This window comes from Pseudomonas sp. S07E 245 (assembly GCF_019599025.1).
In the GTDB taxonomy this organism is placed as follows: Bacteria; Pseudomonadota; Gammaproteobacteria; order Pseudomonadales; family Pseudomonadaceae; genus Aquipseudomonas; species Aquipseudomonas shirazensis.
This window is the reverse complement of record NZ_CP080625.1, coordinates 1,495,927-1,518,265: the sequence shown is the minus strand read 5'-3', so window position 1 is coordinate 1,518,265 and position 22,339 is coordinate 1,495,927. Positions and strand designations below refer to the sequence as shown.

Here is a 22,339-nt window from a genome sequence, read left to right as displayed (position 1 = left end):
CGGTGTCGCTCCCTGAGTGTCGTCGTTCGCCCTGCACCTGCTGCAAGGAGCGGCGATAGTGCGCAGCGACGACAGCTCGAGGGAAATACAATAAAGGTCTCAATCTGATATGCGCAGTTGCCCCAGAGCGTACGGGGACGGGGAGCAGGCGGCAGCCCTTGATATGGGCTAAATCGTTGTATTTCCAAGGCTATTAATACTTGCGACCTATCACCGCCGGTTCGCCAAAAGTATTTTACTCAAGGTCTGCACTCGCCAATTCTCGGCGCAACTTATTCGAGAGGGGCGGGGCGATGTTGGTTCACAAGGAAAACGACCATTCAGTCGTAGCGGCAGCCGAGGGCGAGCTTCGCCAATTCGGCAGAAATATGCCTTGTCAGAATTTTTACACCGGCAAATTGCAGGCCGCCTGGGAACGAGCTCGCAACAGCCGCTATTACGCGGACATCGGCCCGTTCAGCAGCGCAGCCTTCGCCCTGTTGCCGGTCACGCCCAAGGCCAGCCTCAAGGCCACTCCGCTGGATTTTTGCACGGTCGGCCTGAGTGATGCAGCGCGCTATTACGCTACCACCGGCACCACCGGCGAACCGACGCCAACCCCGCGCCTGAAGCAAGACATCATCTGGAATGCCATCAGCGTCGCCAGCCAATGGCGCGCGGTACTCAGACCAGGCTCCAGGGTCGCCAACCTTATGCCGTCGGATATCGTCCCGGTCGGCGACCTGATTGCCAACGTCTGCGACTACCTGGACGTCTCCCACGTGCGCCTGTATCCGTTTACCACCGGAATCACCGACTGGGAGCGGGTGTGCAAGACCTTCGCCACCTACCAGCCGAGCGTGCTGTTCATTGCCCCTGGCGTGCTGGTCCAGCTGACTCGCTACCTTAAACAGCGGGAGATGCTCGACGGCTTCGCCCTGTCGGTGCAGACGATCATGCTGCTGGGCGAGGTCAACACCCAGCCATTCCGCCAGCGCCTGGCGCGCTGGTGGCAGTGCGAGGTATTCGATGCCAGTTACGGCAGTACCGAGACCGGCACCCTGGCGACAGTTGGCGAAGATCAACAGATGCGTCTGGCCTGCACCACCAACTACTTCGAACTGCTGCTGGAGGACGGCCAACTGGTGCCGCTGGCGCAAGGTCTCAGCGGGCGTCTGGTGGTAACGCCGCTGAACCTGTATGCGCGGCCCTTGCTGCGCCTGGATACCGGTGACAGCGTGACCATCAGCGGCGCCTGCGAGGCCGGCCAGCTCAGCCCGAGCCTGCTGATCAATGGCCGCGACAACGATGCCGTGGTAGTCGGCGGCGTGGCGTTGGATATTCGCGCCGTCGAGGAAGTCGTTTACGGCAACTGCGACGCCACGGGCTACATGATCGAAGTCGACCGCGACAAGGACAGCGCCGCGCTGATCCTGGAGCGCGATGTGCTCTGGGACACTGGTCAGGAGGCGGCGATCGAGGCGCGCTTGCAGGCCCATTCGCAAGCTCACATGCGCCTGCGCTGGAGTCGCATCCTGTTCATCAACAACCTGTCGGTGTTGAGCAAGAGCGGCGCTTCGCAAAAGAGCTGGAAAAAGACCAATCTGCGCTTTGTTGGCGGTGCGCAATGAGCGCGGTGTTGCCGAAATTTCCGCAAGGGCAGGGCCTGGCCAATCATCAGGCTGACCTCTGGTGCACCTATGCTGCGATCCGCAGCCTGGCCTGGGTCGAGCGCCTGGGCAGTGCCGATGTGCCGCAGCTGCAGGCGTATATCCAGTCACGGCGCAACCGTGATGGCGGCTATGCCTGGAGCAAGGGTATGCCGTCCGATGCCTGGGCCACGTTCTATTGCACCGAAACCCTCAAGGATCTGGCGGCGCCAGTCAGCGACACAGACGCCACTGCCGCATGGCTGCACACCTTGTTCGATGGCGACGCCTACGCCATGTGCCCGGGCCAGACGGCAGATGCCTGGGCCACGCATTACACATTGCGCACCTTGCTCGAAGTCTGCCGCGGCGAGGTCCAGCAGCGGGAACCGCTGTACCGCTGGCTTGAGGGTCTGCAATGCGCCAATGGTGGCCTGAGCTGGTCGGCTGAGTTTGCCGAGCGCGATGTCGCCGATACCCGCGCCTGCTTCTATGGCGTGATGGCCGCCCGCGCACTGCAACGAGCCGGGCTGCCGGCGCCTGCGTGGGACCGCACGCGATTGATCGCCTGGTTGCAGGCGCAGCAGCTGGCTGACGGCGGCTTTCGCTTCAGCGAGTCGGCCGAGTCGGCGTGCCTGTGGGCAACCTACCGGGCCACTGCAAGCCTGGCAGAGTTGCACGCACTACCACTGGACGCACAGCGTTGCAGCGACTGGATCGTTGCCCGCCGCAGCAGCGCAGGCGGTTTTGTCCGCTGGCAGGGATATGACGGCGAGGATGTCTGGGCGGTGTTCTGCGCGGTGGGCTCACTCAAGGCACTCGGGCAGCCAGTCGCCTGGCTGGCCGATGATGTCGCTGACTATATCGCCAGCCTGGCCACACCGGGTGGCGGCTATACCTACCGCGAAGCGAGCACGGCGGCGGATGTTCTGACCAGCGCCGCCGGGATCCTCGGCGGCAGCCTCGACAGCGGCCAGCGTGCTGCGGCGTTGCGCTGGATCGAAGGCTGCCAGATGCCCAACGAGGCCGGGATCATGTACATGCCCGGGCGCGGTGCCGAGGTGCGCTGCACGGCCTGGGGGCTCGCTGCCGGGGCATTTGCCGAACAGCCGCAGGCCCGTCAGGCAATCGGCCAATGGCTGGCCTCGCTGCAAAATCCGGACGGCGGCTTTGGCTTCTGGGAAGGCCGCGGCTCGGACATGGTCTCGACCGCTGCTGCGGTGGCCATCCTGCAGTCGCTGGGAGACAACAGCGGTGTGGCGCTGGATGGCCTGCAGCGGTTTGTCGGCACCTGTCAGCATGAAGACAGCGGGCGGCTGACCTACAGCGCCTATCCGCGGGGCGCGTCATCGCTGCGCGCCGGTTTGCAGGCGCTCAGTTGCCTTGCCTATCTCGGCCACCCCGTGCAGCAGGCTGCGGCAGTGCTGCTGGCGGCGCACAAGGTTCGTCAGGGTGGCTTCGCCAATCACGGTCAACGTATCCCCGACCTGCTCAGCACCTATCAGGCGGTGGCCATGGCGCTGGCATTCGAGCTGCCGGTGGACATCGCTCACCTGCGCTTCTTCCTCGACAAGGTCAGCACCGCGCAAGGCTTTGCCTGGTCGCCGCTGTATCTGGAGGGCAGTGATGCGCTGTCGACCTGCCTGGGCCGTCTGCTGCAGGCATTCGTCGACGGCAGCCGCCGCCATTTGCCCAACCTGCAACTGTCATAAGGACACCAAGCATGCCGACCATTACCGTCGCCTGCGCGCCGCTGCCGCTGATCGAGCGCAAGCGCATTGCACTGGGTTTTACCCGCGCTCTCAAGAGCCTGGGCGCCGACCCCGCGCACTGCATGGTGTTCTTCGCGCCGCTGCCGCTGGACTGCGTGTTCAGCGCCGGCATGCCTTTGCCCAGCCAGGACCGTGACGGCCAGCCTGCGCAGTTTCATGTGCGCATCACACTCTCCAGCGAGCGCGACATGCTCGCGCAGCAGACCCTGGCCGACGGCCTGTACGCGGGGCTGCGCAGCCGCTACAGCACAGCTTTCATCTATCTGCAATTCGACCCGATCGCGCCTGAACAGGTGTTCTACAGCGCGGGCGCGGCATTGATCAACGCAAGCACTCAACAAGGAAGCACCGGCTCGTGAATACCCCCTCCATCGAACAACAGATCCGCCAGACTCTTGCCCAACTGCTCGGCCCCGAAGTCCTCGGCATCGACAGCCAGGCCAGCTTTCGCGACTTTCTCGGTGAGCGCTTCGACAGCCTGATGGCAGTTGAGGTGATTACTGCCGTCGAGGACCGCTTCAGCATCGAGGTGGACTACCTCAGCGACGATGTGCGCTTCTGGTTCGAGACTCTGGACAAGATGCAGCGCTTCGTTGCGCAGAAGGTCGAAGACCAGCTCACCCTGCAGGCCGCCGAGTGAGTGCTGAGCAGGTGTTCCACACTTCTGGTTCCAGCGGCGCGCCGCGCCAGTGGCTGCGCAGCCGCGCGCAAATGGAGCAAGAGGCGCGGCTGATCTATCAGCGCTGGGCGCCGCAGGTCAGCGAGATCATCAGCTTTGCGCCGGTCAGCCACAGCTACGGGCAGATCCTCGGCGAAACCGGTGCGCGCGTACATGGGGCGGCGCTACAGCTGTGCTCGTTCGAACAACAACAACTGCCAACGCTGGCTGGCCACGGCCAGTGCGTGATCCTGGCCATTGCCAGTACCTGGAAACTGCTGCCAGCGCTGCTCAAGCGCCTGGCTGGCCAGCGCCCGCTGTTGATCGTGCACAGTGCATCGATGTTGCCACCCGGCGCACTGGCTGTGGCCCAGCAGTTTGCCGGTGCGCAGGTGCGTTTCATCGAGGTGCTCGGCTCGACCGAAACCGGCGCGATTGCCGTCCGCGAACTGGATGCCAGTAGCACGCCGGAGCAGCCGTGGACCTTGCTTGACGACGTTCAGCTACTGACGCCCGCTGGCCAGCCCGCGCCCCTGGAAATCGCCAGCCCACGCATTGCCCGTGAGCAGGGCCAGGCCTGCGCAGCGCCAAGCCACCGTTGTGACGACCTGGTGCAGGTCCTCGACCCGCGCCGGGTGCAGTGGTTGGGCCGGGTCAGCAGCCTGATCAAGGTCAATGGCGTTCGCCTCGACCTGGCCCGGCTAGGCGCCGAACTGGGCACGCTGCTGGGCTGCGCAAGCCTGGCCTGTGTGCCGCTACGCGACGGTTTGCGCGGCGAGGCCTACACCATAGTGCTGGGCGATTCGTCAGTCAGCAGCGGGGCTGTGCTGGCTGCGTTTTCTCAGCTCACGCCCGGCACGCCGCGGCCGCTGCATATCCATCACGTCGATCACTTACCGCTGTCTGCCACAGGCAAGCCACAAGCCTGGGCGGCGGCATCAACTGTCAAGGAATACACCGATGTCATACGTTAAAACCGACAATGCTATCGACGCCTACCTGGCCAACTGCGGTCCCGCAGCAGTTGGCCAACAGGTGCCGAATTACCTGGCCCTGACCCTGCGTGAGCGCTATGCGCAACTGCAGGCCAATCCAGCACTGGCCGCCGATTGGGCAGCGCAGTATGAGCAATGGGCGGTGCATGCCGACGGCCACTACCGTTGCCTGGTCAGCACCCGCCCGGCCGAGTCGCCGTGGTTCCGCCTGGGCGTCAAGGACACCGTTGACGTTGCGGGTTTGCCGACCCGGCTGGGCCTGCGTAGCTACCGTCACTATCCAGCGCGCAGCGCCGAAGCACTGACCTGGCTGGACCCGCGGGTGGTCTTGACTTGCAAGGTGACCACCACCGAGCTGAACATCGCCTTTGGTGGCGGTTGCCGCAACCCGCTTTACCCGAGTATCGACCCTTCGGGCTCGAGCACAGGTTCCGCGGTGTCGGTGGCGGCGGGGCTGTGCGATATCTCGCTGGGCACCGATGTGCTCGGCTCGGTCCGCTGGCCTGCGTCGCACTGCGGCATGGTCGGCTTGCGCATGACGCACAAGGCCGGGAATCTGGCCGGCGTATTCCCCCTGTCTCCGCGCATGGACGCCCTTGGCTGGGTCGCGCGCAGCGCCGATGACCTCGACCTGCTGCTACCGATGCTTGGCATCGATGGTCTGCTCGGCGAGCAACTGCCGCTCAAGCAGCAGTACCGGGTCGGTTTCCTCAGCCATGTGCATGAGCCGGGCCTGACCAGCGCGCAGATGCTCGCCATGCTGGCTCAGGCGCGCAGCGCCGTGGTGCAGCTTGAAATGGCCGACAGTGATGTCGACATGCCTGAACTGTGGGCGTGCCGCGGCGACGCCTGGCAACTCTGTGCCCGTGATGCGTGGCTGGCCTCTGCGGCGTGGCAGCAGGTGTTCGACTGCGAGCTGCACTGGTCGACGCAGAGCGCGCTGGCCGTCGGTGCCGGTGTCAGCGAGGAAGAGTACAACGCCATCCAGCAACGTATGGACAGCGTTCGCGCAGGCATCGACAGCTGGTTCGATAACGCCCAGGTGGACTTCGTGGTATTCCCGATGGACCCCAATCGGCCGTTCGACCGGCGTGATCCGCAGCCCGGCGACTCGACCATCCCATCGCCTGCTGACACCGACTACTCACAGAAGATCAGCTTCACCCCGCTGGCCAGCTTTAGCGGCCTGCCGGCTATCACCGTGCCGATCTGCCTGAGCCCGGATGGCAAAGCAGCGCTGTCGGTGCAGATCATGGGCCGACGCGACAGCGAGCGGCAGTTGCTGGACATTGCCAAGCGCCTGCAAGCGCTGGTCGGGCGGGTGCCGGCCGCTGAGGCTGGTCAATAAGGAGCGGCAACCATGTGTGGAATTACAGGCTGGGTCGACTTCAGTCGCGACCTGGAGCAACACGCGCCGCTGCTGGCGGCAATGACCGACACCCTGGCCCTGCGCGGCCCGGACGCCAGCGGCAGCTGGCGCCACCGGCATGCCTTGCTCGGCCACCGGCGGTTGGCAATCATCGACCTTGCTGGCGGCGTACAACCGATGACTTACCGCTTCGGCAATGGCCAGCAAGTGGCGCTGGTGTATACCGGCGAGGTCTACAACCACAACGAATTGCGCGAGCGGCTGCGTCTGGCCGGGCATCAGTTCCAGACCCGCAGCGACACCGAAGTGGTGCTGCATGCGTACCTGGAGTGGGGCGAGCATTGCAGCGAGCAGCTGTCGGGAATGTTCGCCTTTGCCGTGTTCGACGAGCGGGACGGGCACTTCCTGCTGGTACGGGATCGCCTCGGGGTCAAGCCGCTGTACTACGCCGAACATGGCCAGGGCCTGCTGTTCGGCTCGGAGATCAAGGCGATTCTGGCCCATCCGGATTTCAGCAAACAGCTCGACGTGGTGGGGCTGGTCGATGCCCTGAGCTTGTCGCGGGGCACCTCGCGCACGGCGCTGCGCGGCATTCGCGAGCTGCCACCGGGGCATCGGCTATCGTGGCGGCCGAACGGCCAGGTCAAGCTCAAGCGCTATTGGCAGTTACAACGACGTGAGCATCAGGACGACCTGCAAAGCACCATTGAGCGCACCCGCGAACTGTTGGGTAAAGCGCTGGGCGAGCAGCTGTATGCCGACGTACCGGTATGCTCGTTGCTGTCCGGCGGGCTTGACTCGACCATTCTCACAGCGATGGCCCAGCGCAAGTTGCAGGCCGAACAGGGCGGTACGGTCAATTCGTTCTCGGTGGATTTTGTCGGCCAGGCCGAGCAGTTCCAGGCCGATGCCTTCCGCCCGGAGCGCGACGAGCCGTATGCCCTGGCCGCCGCCGCGCATATCGGCAGCCAGCACCAGACCATCCTGATCGATAACCGCGAGCTGGTTGCCGATCAGGCCAGGCAGGCGGTGTACCTGGCCAATGATTCAGCGGCGACCTTTGGCGATGTCGATACCTCTCTGTATCTGCTGTTCAAAGCCATCCGTGGCCACTCGACGGTGGCGATCTCAGGCGAGGCCGCGGACGAGGTGTTTGGCGGTTATGCCTGGTGTCGCGATCCGCAGGCCATCGCTGCGGCGCGGATGCCGTGGCTGTCACGGATGCAACTGCTGCAGGCAGAACTGATCAACCCGGACTTCAACCGCCACTGCGATTTTGCCGGCTATCAGGACAGCGCCTATCACCAGGCACTGGATCAAGTGCAGCATCTGCCGGGCGACGACGCTGTCGAGCGGCGCATGCGCGAGATCAGCCACCTGCACCTGCACCACTGGCTGCCGATCCTGCTCGACCGCAAGGACCGCCTGAGCATGGCCGCCAGCCTCGAGGTGCGTGTGCCGTATACCGATCATGAGCTGGTCGAATACGTGCACAACGTGCCGTGGTCGATAAAAGGTAGAGGAGGCGAGGAAAAGTGGCTGCTCAAACAGGCGACGGCTGATCTACTGCCACCGGCCGTGCTGGCGCGCAAGAAAAGCCCTTATCCGACTTCGGCAAACCTGGCCTACGAGCGCTTCCTGCGCGAGCGCACCCGGCAGTTGCTGGCAACGGCTGACAGCCCGGCGTTCGCGGTCATCGATCGAGCTCAGCTAATCACGCAACTGGATCACGCCGAGGGCTATTTCAACTCGCAGCTGCGCCGTAACAACCTGGAAACAGCATTGGCACTGGATGCCTGGCTGCGCCATAACCAGCTATCGGTGTAGATCGCGCTTGAGGATGCTCTCCTGGGCCGCGAGGTCGAGGAGGGTGTCGCTGAAACACTTCGGTGCGCCAAGGTCCAGCATCGAGATGAAACTGCCCAGCGCCGGCGAAGCGTTCTGGTTGTTCCAGTTCATGTACAGGCCCATGCTGGCGTTGGGCTGATCACCAACGGGCTTGATCGGGCGGAACAGGACCCGATCGCGCAGCGTCGAGTTGGCGATCGATTCCGGCACCAGGGCTACACCGAAGCCACAGGCGACCAAACCGATCAAGGTGTGAATCTGCGACGCTTCCTGCACCACCTTGGGATAGAAGCCTGCCGACTCGCACAGCGCCATCAGCTGGCTGTAGTAGCCATTACCCAGTGCCTGCGGGGTAAATACGAAGTCCTCTTCGGCGAATTCGCGCAGGTCGACGTTGGCGTGGCGGGCCTTTTCGTGATGGGCCGGCAAGGCCATCACGATCTGTTCATTGAGAATCAGGCGTGATTCGATGATATCCGGCGGCAGTGGCAGCTTGCGCATGAAGGCGATGTCGGCTTCGCCGGCCAACAAGGCGGCGGCCTGGGCCGCCGACGGCATTTCACGGATGGTCAGGCGTACGTTCGGGTAGCTTTCGCGAAAGCGCCGCAGCGAGTTCAGCAGCGACTCGTAGTAGGCAATCGAAATGGCCGTGATGGTCAGCTTGCCGCACACGCCCTCGGAGACATTGCGGGCGTACTCGATGCCTTGCTCGAGTTCCTTGAGGGTGCGATAAGCGGTTTCCAGAAATGCCATGCCAGCGGCGGTCAGCTTGACCCCGCGCTTGTTGCGCAGAAACAGGCTGAAGCCGAGTTTGTCCTCGAGGCGGTTGATCGCTTGGCTCAAAGGCGGCTGCGCCATGTGCAGACGAATAGCTGCCTTGTGAAAGTGCAACTCCTCGGCCACGGCGATGAACTGCCTGAGCAAACGGGTCTCGATCATTCTACTTTCCTTCATCGAGGCGAACTGGTGCAGGGGCGTGTGCTCACAGGACTTCTGCAGGCGCGCCATCATAATGTGTGCTTGGGCGGCGCAGAAGCCTGCTCGCCCGGGCTGTTGCTATCTGTATGAGTAACCCGGTGGGGCTCGGTCATCCGCTTGCGGGGTTTCGGTGATATCTATTAGATATCAAGTTTGCATGCTTTTAGTATTAAGTCATTGATTTTTTTATTGTTATTGTCTGTGAATGAGAATCGGGGGGATTCGTCGATGCCATTCACAAATAAAGTCGCGATTATTACCGGTGCAGGCCAGGGGCTTGGCCTGGATTATGCCAAGGCACTGCTGGCGCAGGGCGCACGGGTAGTGATCAGTGACCTGGGCACCGATCGCGCTGGCGAAGGCGAAGATCAGGCACTGGTAACTGAAGCGTTGCAGGCTCTCAAGGCCCAGGGTGGCGAGGTGGTTGCCCACATTGGTCGGCTGGACGACGAGGCGGGTTGCCAGCAATTGATCGAGCTTGCCATCGAGCAGTTCGGCCAGCTCGACATCCTCATTCACAATGCCGGCTGGGTCGGCTATCAGGACATCGAAGACCAGCAGGAGGCATTTCTCGAACGCGCTCTGGGCATCAGCGTGCATGCGCCGGTGTGGTTGGCCAAGCATGCCTGGAAGCACCTCAAGCGCTCGGCGGCGCCGCGAGTCGTACTGACCACCTCTGACCGCGCCATGTACCAGCGCTATGCCCAGCCAGGGCTGGTAGCTTATGCCGCAGGCAAGATGGCCCAGGTCGGGATCATGAATGCGCTGAGCATGGAAGGCCTGGCCCACGGCATCCTGGTCAATGCGATTTCGCCTGTGGCCAAGACCCGCATGTGGGGGGTGAGCCAGCCCAGTGAGGACCTCAAGCCTGAATGGGTGACCCCAGGCCTGCTCTACCTGGCCAGTGAACTGTGCCGTGACACCGGCTACATCCTGCGCGCCAGCAACGGCCAGTTCACCGCTACACGCTTCTGCGAGAACAGCGGCGTCAGCTATCCTCGCGATCTGGCCCGGGTAGAAGCCGCCAGCCTCAGCGAAGTCGCCGAGCGCTGGAGTAGCATCAAGGAATGCCATTACGCGCCAGTCAAAGTCGCCCGTACCCGTGCCGATCTTGGTGAAAGCCCGGTCTGGGATGCGCACAGCGGCGTCCTCTATTTCGTCGATATTTCCGGCGGACGCATCAACCGCCTGACGCCGCAGGGCGATGTCGAACGGGTTTACGAATCCGCTGCGAAAATTGGCGCTCTGGCCCTGACCGACCAAGGCAATCTGATCTTCACCGAGGATGCCAGTGCTGCGCTGCTGGACCTTGGCGAAGGCAAGGTGCGTCAGTATTCGGCGCCCGTGCATCACCGCTCCAGTTACCGCTTCAACGACGGCGCCTGTGATCCGCAGGGCCACTTTGTCACCGGCCTGATGGATGAAGGCCCCAGCGGCAAGACCGGCGCACTGTACCGCTTCGATCACGAAATGCATGCCGAAGTGATCCATCGCGAGATGTCCTTGCCCAACGGTTTGGCGTGGTCGCAAGACGGCCAGACGCTATTCTTCGTCGATTCGGTGGCGCGCTCGATCTACCGTGCTGATTATCTCGCCGGTGGCGTGCTGGGCGAGATCAGCCTGTTTGCCGAAACCCCGGCCGAGCTGGGTCGCCCGGATGGCATTGCGCTAGATAAGGAAGGCGGCATCTGGGTGTGCCAGTTCAACGGCAGTTGCCTGCTGCGCTACGACCGCCACGGTCACCTCAGCGACCAGGTGGTAATGCCGGTGCCGCGGCCGACCAGCTGCTGCTTTGGCGGCCCGGAGCTGGACACGCTGTACATCACCACCGCCCGCTTTGGCATGACCCCGGCGCAGCTGCTCGACTATCCGGATGCAGGTGACCTGTACATGATCCGCCCGGAAGTGGCGGGGATTGCCCGCCACCCGTTCAAGGAATGAGCAAGCGCTCCTGCGCCGCGGGCAACACCGCCAGATCGCCAAAGCGCTGCGCTGCATCGATGTAGCGCAGCGCGGATTTGGCGTCCTTCCAGCCGATATAGCTCATCAACGACTTCAACTCCCAGCCATTGGCTGTGGCCCAGGTGGCGAAACCGCGTCGCAGTGAGTGGCCGCTATACAGTGAGGCGGGCACCCCGGCGCGTTCGAGCATGCCACGCAGCACGGCAATCAGGCTGTTGCTGTTGAGTGGCGCCTGGCCCAGGTTGCCCCAGCGATCGAGCTTGCGAAACACCGGGCCATGGGCAATGCCCGCCACTTCCAGCCATTGCAGGTAAGCCGTCACCGGGCACAACGCTTTCAGCGCCGGGGTGCGGTGCTGTACGCCAAGTGCCTCGCGGTCGCCTTTGCTGCGCGGCAGGTACAGGGTAAGGCCGACACCGGCCTGGGCCTGAATATGCTCGACGCGCAGGCGTGCCAGCTCATCGCCGCGCAAGCCACGCCAAAAACCGAGCAGTAGCAAGGCCGCATCCCGGCGCGCACGTAACAAGCCGGGCATGTCATTTCGTTCACGCGCCAGCTGCGCTTCTTGTTCAAAGCGTGCGACGGCGGTCTGCAGATGTTGCAGCAACAGCGGCGCGGCCTGTTTGGCCGGCGCCGGGTGCAAGGTGCGTATGCCGCGCAGGACCTGCCGCACCAAGGGTGCCTTGGTCGGATCGGGAAAGCCCTGGCTGATATGCCATTGGCTCAGGGCCGCCAGGCGTTGGCGCAGCGTACTGACCGCGTGCTGTTCAGCGTGCTCGACCAGGTAGCGGGCGATACTGTCGGCGGTGGCCGGCAGAAAACCGCCCCAGCGCACCTCGAAATGCTCGACGGCGGCCTGGTAACTGCGCCGGGTATTGTCACGCGTGGCGGCGCGGACGTAGCGCTCGATGTCGGTCATGGGGGCAGGATTGTGGTGAACTGAAGCCCACACAATAAACCAGCCGCAGGCTGCTGACCAACGTGTGGGCTGGTCAAGCGGCAGTACAGCCTCAGTGCTCCAGGCAGAGCTGCTCTTCGATGGCCTTGAAGGGCGCATACTCGTGAAGTTGCGTAGGCGATAACGGCCGACTGAAGTGGTAGCCCTGGGCGATGTCGCAGCCGGCGAGCTTCAGGCAGACCACCTGTTCGCGGGTTTCGACACCCTCGGCAACCACCTCCAGGCCCAGGCGTTTGGCCAGGATGATGGTCGAGGATACGATCGGACTGTCATCGTAGCTGTTGCACAGCGGCGCGATCAGTGCCCGGTCAATCTTCAACTTGCTCAGGGGCAGCGCGTGCAGATGGGCGAAGCCGGCGTAACCACTGCCAAAGTCGTCCAGGCTGATGCCGATACCCGCAGCGCGCAGGCGCTGCAAGTGATCGACCGCAGTGCCTTCCGGATCGAGCACGGTGGTCTCGGTAATCTCCAGTTCCAGGCGCTGCGCGGCGACGCCGAGCTGGTCCAGCTCATTCAACAATCGCTCGCTGAAATCGGCCTGGCGCAGCTGCAGCGCCGAGACGTTGACGGCGATCCGTGTGTGCGGATCGCGTGCGGTCCAGCTGGCCAGTTCCTCACAGGCCATGCGCAGCACCTCCCAACCCAGCGCGACGATGAAGCCGCTGCGCTCGGCGAGGCCAATGAAGCGGTCAGGGTAGAGCAGGCCGAATTCTGGGTGATCCCAGCGCACCAGGGCCTCGTAACCCACCACCTGCAGGTTGTCGAGCCGGATCTGCGGCTGGAAATGCAAAACGAACTGACGCTCGGCCAGGGCACTGCCAAACGCCTGCTCAAGGTTGAACGCATGAAGGTCGCTGACATTCAGCGACGGGTCGAAAAAGCGATATTGCGCGCGCCCGGCCTGCTTGGCCGAGTACATGGCGGCGTCGGCGTTGCGGATCAGCGCGTCGATGTCCTGGCCGTCGCGCGGGCAGATGCTGACGCCGACGCTGGGGCTGGTGTTGACCTCCTGGCCATCCAGCGCGTAGGTGGCCGAGAGCTTTTCGACCAGAGCACGCACCCAGTTGTCGAGCTGGTCTTCACTGCGCTCGCCAGCGAGCAGCACGACGAACTCGTCACCGCCGAAGCGCGAAGCCTCATCACCGTCTTCCAGCATGCGGTGAATGCGCCCGGCGACGGCCTGCAACAGCAGGTCGCCGATGCGGTGGCCGAGCGAGTCGTTGATCGACTTGAAGCGGTCCATGTCAATGAACAGGATCGCCATCAAGCGGCGCTTGCCGCGCTGGCGGGTCAGCGTCTTGCTGGCGACTTCGACGAACTGGCGACGGTTATGCAGGCCGCTGAGGTGATCGGTTGCTGCTGCGTGGCTGCTGCGCCGATGGGCCTCTTCGAGGCGCTCGATCAGTTCCTGGTTGACCTGCTGCGCCTGCTCCAGGGCGCTGAACGCCTCCTGGCGCTTGCTCAGTAAACGCAGGCTCCAGGCCAGGCTGGCGACGATCATGATGGTCATGCACAGGTTCAGCCAGAACTGGCGGGCGAAGTTGGCTGTGCTCGGTTTGAGGATTTCTTCGTGGCGTTGACTGACGACAACGCTGAAACCACGATCTGCGGCTCGCCGATACAAGCTCTGATAGGTGCCATCCGCGGCGAATTGAGTGAGGCTGCCGGCGTCTGCGCCACTGGCTGGCGGCACCGGTAGCAGCGCCTCACCGGTCACCACCACGCCGCTGCCGTCGATACGCAGGCGCTCTTGGCCGTCATCCTGAAGCAAGCGCATGAAGCCACTGGCGCCAAGATCGATGTGCTGGAACAGCAGGGCGAGGTAGCCGATGTCCAGTTGCACCAACAGTACGCTGTCGATCTGGCGGCCAGGCAGGTTGGACAGGGGCACTAGAAACGGCACGCGTCGCTCCGACGTGTCGCTGGCATTGGGCAGCGCATGCGCCAGAAAGGGTTTGAAGCCGTAGCGCGCGACATGGGTTTTCAGTTGGTCCAGCCACTCACTGGGCAGGCGTTGCGGTTCGTCAGCATCACTGGCAAAGACCCGTGCGCCGTTGCTGTCGTAAAGGCTCATGCGTTTGAGCAGCGGGTCTGAGGCCAGGATCTTCACCAGGCTGAGGCGATCCTGAGCCGGCTTCGTCACGTCTTGCAGCGTGCTGCGACCCACAGCCTGAGCACGATCAACCACCTGGCGCAGGCTCTGTGCGACGACGCTGGCCAGGTTCAGATGTTCGGCGGCCTTGGCCGCAAGCGCCTGTTGGCGCGCAGCATTCTTCTGGGTTGCATGCAGCCCCCAGAGAAAGGCGAGAGTGACTGCGCACAGCATCAGTAGAAGCAGCGGCAGGAGCTTTGCGGAGGAGGGGGTTAGGCGGATCACTGCTGTTCGTTTCCCGGCCTTGAGTAGTCCCCTGAAAATACGACAGTTGAATGACAGCCTTATGACTGGTGGCGTTTTGCTACTCACGGCTATACGCGCTGCAAAACTGCGATTTCGACTGTTTGTACAGCTCGGCTGCGTCCACTCACTGACCAGCGCAGGTTAAAGGTCCTCACATGCGATAAGCCGTGATTATTGAATGTTAGCAACGGCTTGTTAAAGCCCGTCGCTAGGCAGATAATCGGTACGTAATTACATGGTACGTACCACATTACGAAATCGTAGGAGCAGACATGGCCCGGGGCGGAATAAACAAGGCGGTAGTACAGCAGGCGCGGCAGGCCTTGATTGCCCGAGGCGAGCGCCCGAGCATTGATGCGGTACGTATCGAAATGGGTAATACCGGCTCCAAGACCACCATTCACCGTTATTTGAAGGAACTTGAGAGCCAGCATCCTGCGGCCACCCAATTGGCGGCCGGTAACCTAAGTGAGCCTTTGGCGCGGCTGGTCGAACAACTGGCGGATCAGTTGCGAGAGGAGGGCGATGCGCGCATCGAAGCAGCTGAAAGCGAGTTCACCGAGCAGCGTGATCAGTTCCAGGCTCAGCTGAGCATCGCCCAGCAGGCACTCGCTGCGGCGCAGCAGCAAATCCAGATTCAGGCCAATGCCCTGCAGGCCGAGTCGGAAAAGCTCGCGTCCACCCAGAGCACGTTGCAAACCGAACAGTTGCGCAGCGCCAGCCTCAATCAGGCGCTCGGCGAGCAGCAGTTACGCCTGGCCGACAAGGATGAACAGATCACTTCGCTCGAGGACAAGCATCGTCACGCCCGCGACGCACTTGAGCACTACCGCACCGCCAGCCGCGAGCAGCGTGAGCAGGAGCAGCGCCGGCACGAGGGGCAGGTACAGCAGTTGCAGGTAGAGCTGCGCCAGTTGCAGCAGAGCTTGATCGTCAGGCAGGAAGAGGCCACTCGCCTGCATCGCGACAACGAGCGGCTGCAGGCCGAGGCTCGCCAGGCCGCCGCTGAACTCAAGGTCATCAATGATCAGTTGGAGCAGCGCGACGCCCAGGTGCAGGGTTTGCGCACGATTCTGGCACAGGCGCAGGGGGCCAGTGACGAAGTGCGTCGCCAGCTGGAAGGGCAGACGCAGCAACTGGAGCAGAAGCGCGAACTTTGCGCCGAGCAGGCCCGCCAGCTCGATTTCCTAAAGGCAGAGCTGGTCAGCCGCAGCGATGCTCTGGCCAGTTTGCAGCGCGGTGATGTGGGCGCGGATTAAAGTAATAAATCAAACTTTACCGCTGTGCAGGGTTCTTCCATAGACATTCATGGGAGATCTGCGCATGTCCAACGAGAAAAGCCACGAGCACGAGCAACCGAATAAGGGCCCGCACTCTTCAGATGAGGCCACTGAAAATAACGACCTGGGTTTTGATCCGGACTCGCCGGACCTGGACGATCCGCAGGTAGACCCACAGGGCCCAGCAGTTCCGCCGCGCGATATCGAGAAGAAGCACTAAGGCAGGAATTCGAGAAGGGAAGCTCGCGCCTTGGCGGCGCGAGCTGCTCCTGCACCAAGTGCAGGAGCAGACGAGTCGATTAGGCTTCGACCCGTTTGGCGGCTTCGACGCCGGCGCTGGACAGTTTGATCGGATACTGCACGCTGATCTGATGCTCGGCATCAACCTCAACGCTACCATCATGGATCAAGCCGTCGTCCTGCAGCGTCTTGAGCATGCCGGCCACGACTTTTTCGCCGCGATAGTTATCCAGCACTTCCTTGCCCAGGCCTTGCGGGTGCGCGTGCAAAAGACGGGTCAGAACTTCGTCACGAAGTGGGTCGTTACTCATAAATACTTAGCCTCGCCAATTCGGGTTACTTGTCGTATTTAGCCTGCAGCTGCTTGGCATGCTCCAGGTGCTTCTCCAGTGCCGGCAGGGTCTCGCCAGCGAAGGCTTTCAGGTCTGGCTTGTCCCCTGAAGCAGCCTCTTTCTTGAACAGCTCGACGGCTTTTTCGTGCGCAGCGACCTGGTTGTTCACATACGACTTGTCGAACGACTCGTCACGCCATTCAAGGATGACTTTCTTGACCTTGTCGGTCATCGCGGCCTCGTCAGGCACGCTGATGTCATGCTTTTTGGCGATGTCGCCGAGCTTCTGATTAGCCTTGGTATGGTCTGCGACCATCTGCTGGGCAAAGGTCTTGATGTCGGCGCTCTGGGTTTTTTCCAAGGCCAGATTGCTGGTCACGACTTCAGCGATGCCAGACTCGGCAGCTGCGTCAACGAAGTCGTCGGAGCTTGCCGCCATTGCATGCAAAGAGGCCATGCCCAGGGCGACGGACAGTCCGATTCGTTTCAGGAACAGATTGTTCATTTCTCACACCTTTGCGTTGGCGCGACGTCAATGTCGCCTAAGGTTGAGCATTGGCATGCAGCAAAGGTTTAATTTTTTTGTTGTCGTTGTGCCGCTGGCGCACTAATGGGAACGATGCGCGGCGAGCAGGGTTCAGACATTCAAAGGTTCAGGCAGGAGTAAACGCATGAGCATTGAACGCAGCATTCCCGAACTGGCGGCCTGGTACGCGCAATATGATGACGTCAGCTACCGGCGCGAGTCGCCCGACGCCTATCACCACGAGTTGATCCGCACGGCTGAAGCCTTGCGCGATGACGGCGGGCTGGACTGGGACGACTGGTTGGCGCTGAAACAACTGGCCGACGAAGCCCATGTCAACGCCCTGCAGGAAGCTGTGCAGGCCCACGTCAACGACCCTGACACATGAAAGCGCTGAAGATCGCCACCTTCAATATCAACGGCATCCGCAGCCGTTTGCCGGCATTGCTCGCCTGGCTTGAGCGGGAGCAGCCGGACATTGCCTGCTTGCAAGAGCTGAAGGCGCCAGATCAGACGTTTCCGTTGCAGGCCATTGAAGCTGCAGGTTACAGCTGCCTGTTTCAGGGCCAGCCGTCGTGGAACGGCGTGGCGATTCTGGCCCGCGGCGCCGAGCCGCTGGAGGTGCGCCGCGGCTTGCCAGGCATGGAGCATGATCCGCAGAGCCGATACCTCGAGGCCGCTGTTCACGGCGTGCTGGTGGCGTGCCTGTATCTGCCCAATGGCAATCCGCAGCCGGGGCCGAAGTTCGATTACAAACTGGAGTGGTTCGAGCGTCTGATCGAACATGCTCAGGGACTGTTCGACAGCGGCCACCCGACTGTGCTCGCCGGCGACTTCAACGTGGTGCCCACCGACCAGGACATTTACGACCCGCGCTCATGGCGCAAGGATGCCTTGCTCCAGCCCGAATCGCGGGCCTGCTACCAACGCCTGCTGAACCAAGGCTGGACAGATGCGCTGCGGCATCTATACCCCGATGAGCAGGTGTTTACCTTCTGGGATTACTTTCGCAAGCATTGGGAACGCAATGCCGGGCTGCGCATCGACCACCTGTTGCTCAATGCCGAGCTGGCGCCGTACCTGAAAAACGCGGGCGTCGATGCCTGGGTCCGTAATGAGCCCAAGGCCAGTGACCATGCGCCGACCTGGATCGAACTGAGTACGCGCAAACATCGCTGATCTATAGTCAAAGGCCAAGCGAGCGAAAGGGATTTGCATGCCTTTTACCCATAAGCCTGATGAGCACGGCCTTTTCGCGGCCAACGGTGAAGGCCGCGCCGCGGCGATGTTTCGCCTGGTGCTGGCGTTCATGGCCGTGGTCATGCTGGTATTCGTCGCGACCGAGGCCTGGCGGTTCTGGCGTGACTATCGCGCAGCCTTCACCGTTGCTGAAAACTCGGTGGTCAACCTCGCCAGAGCCAGTGGCCAGCACGCCGAGGACTCGATCCGGCAGGTCGATGCGATTACCGCGGCATTGGCTGAACGCCTCGAGGGCGATGGCTTCGCCAACCTCGATCGGCCGCGGCTGCACGCGCTCTTGCGCCAACAAGTACAGATAATGCCGCAGTTGCATGGCCTGTTCGTGTACGGCGCGGATGGCACCTGGCTGGCAACCGATCACACCGTCACAGCGCCGAAGGCCAACAATGCCGACCGCGACTACTTCATCTATCACCGTGAGCATACGGGCCGGCAGATCAGGATCGGCTCGGTGGTCAAGAGCCGCTCTACCGAAGAGTTGATCATCCCCATTTCGCGCCGACTGAATTTTCCCGATGGCAGCTTTGCCGGCGTGCTGTTGGGCACGATCAAGGTCGACTGGTTCGTACGTTACTACGGCGACTTCCAAATCGACCAGAGCGGCGCGCTGGTGCTGGCCAAGCGCGACGGTACGATCCTCGTGCGCAGGCCGTTTGTCGAGCAGGTGCTGGGCAGCAGCCTGGCGGACAGCGAAGTGTTTCGGGACTACCTGCCGTATGCCAACGAGGGCGTGGTCGAGACTGTAGCGGTGGTTGACGGCACACCCAGGCTGTATGCCTACCGTGCGCTGACCAGTTACCCGTTGGTGGTGCAGGCCGGCCTGTCGCGCGATGCGATCCTGGCGGCATGGCGCCAGGATGTGATCAAGTCGATCGGCGTCTTGTTGGTGTTGCTGCTCGGGCTTTCGCTGTTCGGTTGGGTGGTGCTGCGTCAGCTACGTGAGCGTATTGTCATCGAGCGCGCCTTGCACCAGGCGCACCAGACGCTCAAGGATCTGGCGCTGACCGACAGTCTGACCGGGCTGGGCAACCGGCGCCGGCTCGATGCCGTATTGGATGTCGAGATCGCCAGGGCGCGGCGGCAAGGCTATCCGGTGGCGCTGGTGATGATGGATCTGGACTTCTTCAAGGCTTATAACGACCGATATGGCCACCCGGCAGGTGACCAATGTTTGCGGCGGGTCGCGGAAGTACTGGGGCAGGCGCTGAAGCGTCCGGCTGATCTCGCTGTGCGTTATGGCGGTGAAGAGTTCACCCTGCTGCTGCCTGACACCGATGGCCACGGGGCCGGCCTGATCGTACAGGAGACATTGCAGCAGTTGCGCCGGTTGGCTATCGAGCACGCCGGCAGCCCGTTTGGCGTAGTGTCGGCCAGCGCCGGTATCGCGGTGGCTCATCCGGCGCAGCAATCGATCAGTTCACAAGCGCTTGTAGCTGAAGCCGATGCCGCGCTTTACGAAGCCAAGCGCCAGGGCCGGGACCGCTATTGCATGGCCCAGGCGCAGGGCTGATCAGCGTTCAGTCAGCTGCCGACTCGCGAACTTGCCAGCGCACCGCGCTCACGCCTTTTTCCAGACTCACCCGGCTGACCAGACGCTCCAGCTGGGCAGCGGCCTGAGCGTTGCCCAGTAACTGCGCGCGTACTTCCAGGCGTACCGAGTCGGGCAGGTCTTCACTGTGCAGCGACTGCAGGCGCAGCCCTGGGTCGCTCAGGCTGTGCAGCATCAGGCTGCGCACCTGTATCTCATCTTCTCCGCGGCAGACGATGCGCACCTCGAAGCGTTGCTCTACCTCACTGGCCGGCAGTACTTCCTGATGGTCCAGGCGCTGGGCGATATCGCGCAGAAGGATGTTGGCGCACAGCACCACCAGGCTGCCCAGCGTCGCCTCGAGCAACAGACCAACGCTGCACAGCACGCCGATTGCTGCCGTGCACCATAGCGTTGCTGCGGTATTGAGCCCGCGCACGTTGAAGCCGTCGCGCATGATCACACCGCCGCCGAGAAAGCCGATCCCGGACACCACATAGGCCGCAATCCGCGAGGCATCGGTGGCGGCCATACCGGGTACTGCCTGGGTCATAAGGACAAACAGACAGGCGCCAGTACTGACCAGCGCGTTGGTGCGCAGGCCGGTTAGACGTTGGCGCAGTTGGCGTTCTGCACCGATCAGTGCACCGAGTACCAGTGCCACGCTGACGCGCAGCAAGAATATTTTCCAATCCATAGCAAACCTCTTTCTACGGGCAGCATGCCCGTATCAGCGTCGTACCTTGACGACGCGAACGAAAAACAGAATGCGCAGGGCCACCGGACCTTCGCCGTGGGCGAGGGCGGAAAAAGCAAAAGGGAGAACATCGTCCCGAGCGGGACCGATGAACCACCGTCTGGCGTTAACGGCGAGACAGTGGCAAAAGCACTGCCGGACTAGCTCGCCGTGTGGACCTGTCGCAATCGACTGGGGCTACTGTCCAATGCAGGACTCCTGTAAGGGTGCGAAATTGCGCTGCGGACCTTACGCCACACCTCGGTGAGGGTCAATGGCAGAAACATGACAATGGCTTCATAACGACGTTTCTCTGGGTCTGGCGGGCTGAAGCCTACAGCGGGCAGTGGTAACCTTGCTGCTTTGCCCACTCACTGCGGATTCTCCCATGCTGTTCAATCTGGCCGTCCTGCTCGGCACCCTGGTGACCATGGAGGGCGTCGGCACGCTCGCGCATAAATACATCATGCATGGCTGGGGCTGGTGGTTGCACCGCTCGCACCATCAGCCGCAGTTGGGCGTGCTGGAAACCAATGATGTCTACCTTGCGGCCCTCGCGTTGATTGCCGCAGCACTGGTAGCGCTGGGCAAGGCCGGGCATGCGCCGCTGCAGTGGGTTGGCGCGGGTGTGGCAGGTTACGGCCTGCTGTATGTAGTGGCCCATGACGGGCTGTTTCACCGGCACTGGCCGCGCCGGCTGCGGCCGGTCAATCGCTACCTGAAACGGCTGCACCGCGCGCATCGGTTGCATCACGCAGTCAAGGGGCGCGAGGGCTGCGTATCGTTTGGCTTCTTTTATGCGCCGCCCCTGCGCGTGCTCAGGCGTCAATTGCGTGAGCGCAGCAAAACTGCGCTCAAATAACCGTTTCAATCACCGACCGTTTCGCGCCGTCCTTCGCTAATCCCTTCAGCCTGGTGACCACGGCTGACCCACCAGCCAAAGCCCGCGGCGGTAAAGAACATGATCAGGCTGTAGATTGCCGCCGGCACCGCCATGGTGGGGTTGTTCAGCAGTGACGGGCTCAGCGCCAAGGCAATCGCCAGGGTGCCGTTGTGGATGCCGATTTCCATGCCGATCGCTATCGCCTGGCGCTTGGGGATGTTCAGCAAGCGCGGCAGGTAGTAGCCGACACCCAGGCTCAGCAGGTTGAACAGCAACGCCGCCGCACCCACTACCGGCGCGTACTCGAGCACCGTCTGCCAGTCCTTGGTCAGCGCGAGAACGATGGTGAAGGCCAGGAACAACGCCGCCACCAATTTCATCGGCTTCTCCATGCGCCCGGCAAAGGTTGGCGCCCAGCGCCGGATCATCATCCCCAGCGCTACCGGCAGCAGGACGATGGCAAACACCTGCATGACCTTGGCAAATTGCAGCGGAATGACCTGATCGGAGGCCATGAACCAGCTCAGCGACAAGTTGACCAGCAGCGGCATGGTCAGGATTGCGATGAGTGAGTTGACCGCGGTGAGGGTGATATTCAGCGCGACATCACCGTGTGCCAGGTGGCTGAACAGGTTGGCGGTAGTACCGCCCGGCGAGGCTGCCAGCAGCATCAAGCCCACCGCCAGTGCCGACTCCAGGCCAAAGCCATTGGCAATCATGAAGCACACTAAAGGCAGCAGCAGGATCTGGCACGCCAGGCCGATGACCACCGGTTTGGGGTACTTGGCTACCCGAGCAAAGTCAGCGAGGGTCAGCGACAGGCCAAGGCCGAGCATGATGATCCCCAAGGCGATCGGCAGCATGGCGGTGAGCAAGGGTGAGGCGGTCATGGCGGCAGTCTCGAACAATGGATTGCGAGCAGTGTAGGTGGGCTTTTGATGAGAGGTAATCGCAATACGCCATGCCTTGGTAAAGTTTTGTTAACGGA

Annotated in this window: 21 protein-coding genes and 1 pseudogene; 15 read left to right on the top strand and 7 right to left on the bottom strand. The window is 62.5% G+C overall.

Annotated features, from left to right (window positions below):
* Positions 1 to 368 precede the first annotated feature (368 nt).
* Genes K3F44_RS06860 through asnB form a run of 7 tightly spaced genes read left to right on the top strand, consistent with a single transcriptional unit; the run spans position 369 to position 8,249 of the window.
* Complete coding sequence (locus K3F44_RS06860) at positions 369 to 1,610, top strand: phenylacetate--CoA ligase family protein (protein WP_259407037.1); 1,242 nt, start codon at positions 369 to 371, stop codon at positions 1,608 to 1,610.
* On the top strand, positions 1,607 to 3,340 hold the full coding sequence (locus tag K3F44_RS06855; RefSeq protein WP_220633624.1) for a prenyltransferase/squalene oxidase repeat-containing protein: 1,734 nt from the start codon (positions 1,607 to 1,609) through the stop codon (positions 3,338 to 3,340). Before K3F44_RS06860 ends, K3F44_RS06855 begins: the two co-directional genes overlap by 4 nt.
* Before the next feature lie 11 nt (positions 3,341 to 3,351).
* The gene (locus K3F44_RS06850; protein ID WP_220633623.1) at positions 3,352 to 3,759 is read left to right on the top strand and encodes a hypothetical protein; all 408 of its coding nucleotides are present in this window, start codon (positions 3,352 to 3,354) and stop codon (positions 3,757 to 3,759) included.
* Positions 3,756 to 4,040, top strand: coding sequence for an acyl carrier protein (locus K3F44_RS06845; RefSeq protein ID WP_220633622.1), 285 nt, complete (start codon positions 3,756 to 3,758; stop codon positions 4,038 to 4,040). Before K3F44_RS06850 ends, K3F44_RS06845 begins: the two co-directional genes overlap by 4 nt.
* Positions 4,037 to 5,032 (top strand): AMP-binding protein, encoded by a 996-nt coding sequence (locus K3F44_RS06840; RefSeq protein ID WP_220633621.1) that lies wholly within the window; start codon positions 4,037 to 4,039, stop codon positions 5,030 to 5,032. The genes K3F44_RS06845 and K3F44_RS06840 overlap by 4 nt, the downstream gene beginning before the upstream one ends.
* Positions 5,019 to 6,401: an amidase gene (locus K3F44_RS06835; RefSeq protein WP_220633620.1), complete on the top strand. Its 1,383-nt coding sequence runs from the start codon at positions 5,019 to 5,021 to the stop codon at positions 6,399 to 6,401. Before K3F44_RS06840 ends, K3F44_RS06835 begins: the two co-directional genes overlap by 14 nt.
* A gap of 12 nt (positions 6,402 to 6,413) precedes the next feature.
* Positions 6,414 to 8,249, top strand: coding sequence for an asparagine synthase (glutamine-hydrolyzing) (asnB, locus tag K3F44_RS06830; RefSeq protein WP_220633619.1), 1,836 nt, complete (start codon positions 6,414 to 6,416; stop codon positions 8,247 to 8,249).
* Here the strand turns inward: asnB and K3F44_RS06825 are convergent.
* Positions 8,238 to 9,209 carry a LysR substrate-binding domain-containing protein gene (locus tag K3F44_RS06825; RefSeq protein ID WP_101319480.1) on the bottom strand — a complete coding sequence of 324 codons (972 nt, stop codon included), beginning with the start codon at positions 9,207 to 9,209 and terminating at the stop codon, positions 8,238 to 8,240. The two genes, asnB and K3F44_RS06825, sit on opposite strands and share 12 nt — an antisense overlap.
* Before the next feature lie 267 nt (positions 9,210 to 9,476).
* Between K3F44_RS06825 and K3F44_RS24780 the strand changes: the two are divergent.
* Together K3F44_RS24780 and K3F44_RS24775 are read left to right on the top strand one after the other, a co-directional pair.
* Positions 9,477 to 10,079: pseudogene (locus K3F44_RS24780) on the top strand (SDR family NAD(P)-dependent oxidoreductase); the annotation flags it as partial.
* 57 nt (positions 10,080 to 10,136) lie between these two features.
* Positions 10,137 to 11,189 carry an SMP-30/gluconolactonase/LRE family protein gene (locus K3F44_RS24775; protein WP_256585772.1) on the top strand — a complete coding sequence of 351 codons (1,053 nt, stop codon included), beginning with the start codon at positions 10,137 to 10,139 and terminating at the stop codon, positions 11,187 to 11,189.
* Here the strand turns inward: K3F44_RS24775 and K3F44_RS06815 are convergent.
* Entirely contained in the window at positions 11,179 to 12,129 is a 951-nt protein-coding gene (locus K3F44_RS06815) for a site-specific integrase (RefSeq protein ID WP_157831744.1), read from the bottom strand. The genes K3F44_RS24775 and K3F44_RS06815 overlap by 11 nt on opposite strands.
* Before the next feature lie 91 nt (positions 12,130 to 12,220).
* Positions 12,221 to 14,545, bottom strand: coding sequence for a bifunctional diguanylate cyclase/phosphodiesterase (locus K3F44_RS06810; protein WP_220633618.1), 2,325 nt, complete (start codon positions 14,543 to 14,545; stop codon positions 12,221 to 12,223).
* Between the two features lie 293 nt (positions 14,546 to 14,838).
* Between K3F44_RS06810 and K3F44_RS06805 the strand changes: the two genes are divergently transcribed.
* Entirely contained in the window at positions 14,839 to 15,825 is a 987-nt protein-coding gene (locus tag K3F44_RS06805; protein ID WP_220633617.1) for a DNA-binding protein, read from the top strand.
* Between the two features lie 64 nt (positions 15,826 to 15,889).
* Positions 15,890 to 16,066: a DUF6021 family protein gene (locus tag K3F44_RS06800; RefSeq protein ID WP_178080766.1), complete on the top strand. Its 177-nt coding sequence runs from the start codon at positions 15,890 to 15,892 to the stop codon at positions 16,064 to 16,066.
* 79 nt (positions 16,067 to 16,145) lie between these two features.
* Here K3F44_RS06800 and K3F44_RS06795 read toward each other — a convergent pair whose 3' ends face one another.
* Together K3F44_RS06795 and K3F44_RS06790 are read right to left on the bottom strand one after the other, a co-directional pair.
* Positions 16,146 to 16,397 (bottom strand): hypothetical protein, encoded by a 252-nt coding sequence (locus K3F44_RS06795; RefSeq protein WP_101319470.1) that lies wholly within the window; start codon positions 16,395 to 16,397, stop codon positions 16,146 to 16,148.
* A gap of 25 nt (positions 16,398 to 16,422) precedes the next feature.
* Complete coding sequence (locus K3F44_RS06790) at positions 16,423 to 16,923, bottom strand: DUF4142 domain-containing protein (protein WP_101319468.1); 501 nt, start codon at positions 16,921 to 16,923, stop codon at positions 16,423 to 16,425.
* A gap of 166 nt (positions 16,924 to 17,089) precedes the next feature.
* Between K3F44_RS06790 and K3F44_RS06785 the strand changes: the two genes are divergently transcribed.
* The 3 genes from K3F44_RS06785 to K3F44_RS06775 are packed head-to-tail and all read left to right on the top strand — an operon-like array spanning position 17,090 to position 19,714.
* Positions 17,090 to 17,332, top strand: a complete 243-nt coding sequence (locus tag K3F44_RS06785; protein WP_101319466.1) for a hypothetical protein — start codon at positions 17,090 to 17,092, stop codon at positions 17,330 to 17,332.
* Positions 17,329 to 18,123, top strand: coding sequence for an exodeoxyribonuclease III (gene xth / locus K3F44_RS06780; RefSeq protein WP_150571643.1), 795 nt, complete (start codon positions 17,329 to 17,331; stop codon positions 18,121 to 18,123). Before K3F44_RS06785 ends, xth begins: the two co-directional genes overlap by 4 nt.
* A 37-nt stretch (positions 18,124 to 18,160) precedes the next feature.
* On the top strand, positions 18,161 to 19,714 hold the full coding sequence (locus tag K3F44_RS06775; RefSeq protein WP_220633616.1) for a sensor domain-containing diguanylate cyclase: 1,554 nt from the start codon (positions 18,161 to 18,163) through the stop codon (positions 19,712 to 19,714).
* A gap of 7 nt (positions 19,715 to 19,721) precedes the next feature.
* On the opposite strand, the gene K3F44_RS06770 is transcribed toward K3F44_RS06775, so the two are convergent.
* Positions 19,722 to 20,429: an MgtC/SapB family protein gene (locus K3F44_RS06770; protein ID WP_101319459.1), complete on the bottom strand. Its 708-nt coding sequence runs from the start codon at positions 20,427 to 20,429 to the stop codon at positions 19,722 to 19,724.
* Between the two features lie 427 nt (positions 20,430 to 20,856).
* Between K3F44_RS06770 and K3F44_RS06765 the strand changes: the two genes are divergently transcribed.
* Positions 20,857 to 21,330, top strand: coding sequence for a sterol desaturase family protein (locus K3F44_RS06765; protein WP_150569249.1), 474 nt, complete (start codon positions 20,857 to 20,859; stop codon positions 21,328 to 21,330).
* Positions 21,331 to 21,335: 5 nt separating this feature from the next.
* On the opposite strand, the gene K3F44_RS06760 is transcribed toward K3F44_RS06765, so the two are convergent.
* Positions 21,336 to 22,241, bottom strand: a complete 906-nt coding sequence (locus K3F44_RS06760; RefSeq protein WP_101319455.1) for a bile acid:sodium symporter family protein — start codon at positions 22,239 to 22,241, stop codon at positions 21,336 to 21,338.
* Positions 22,242 to 22,339 lie beyond the last annotated feature (98 nt).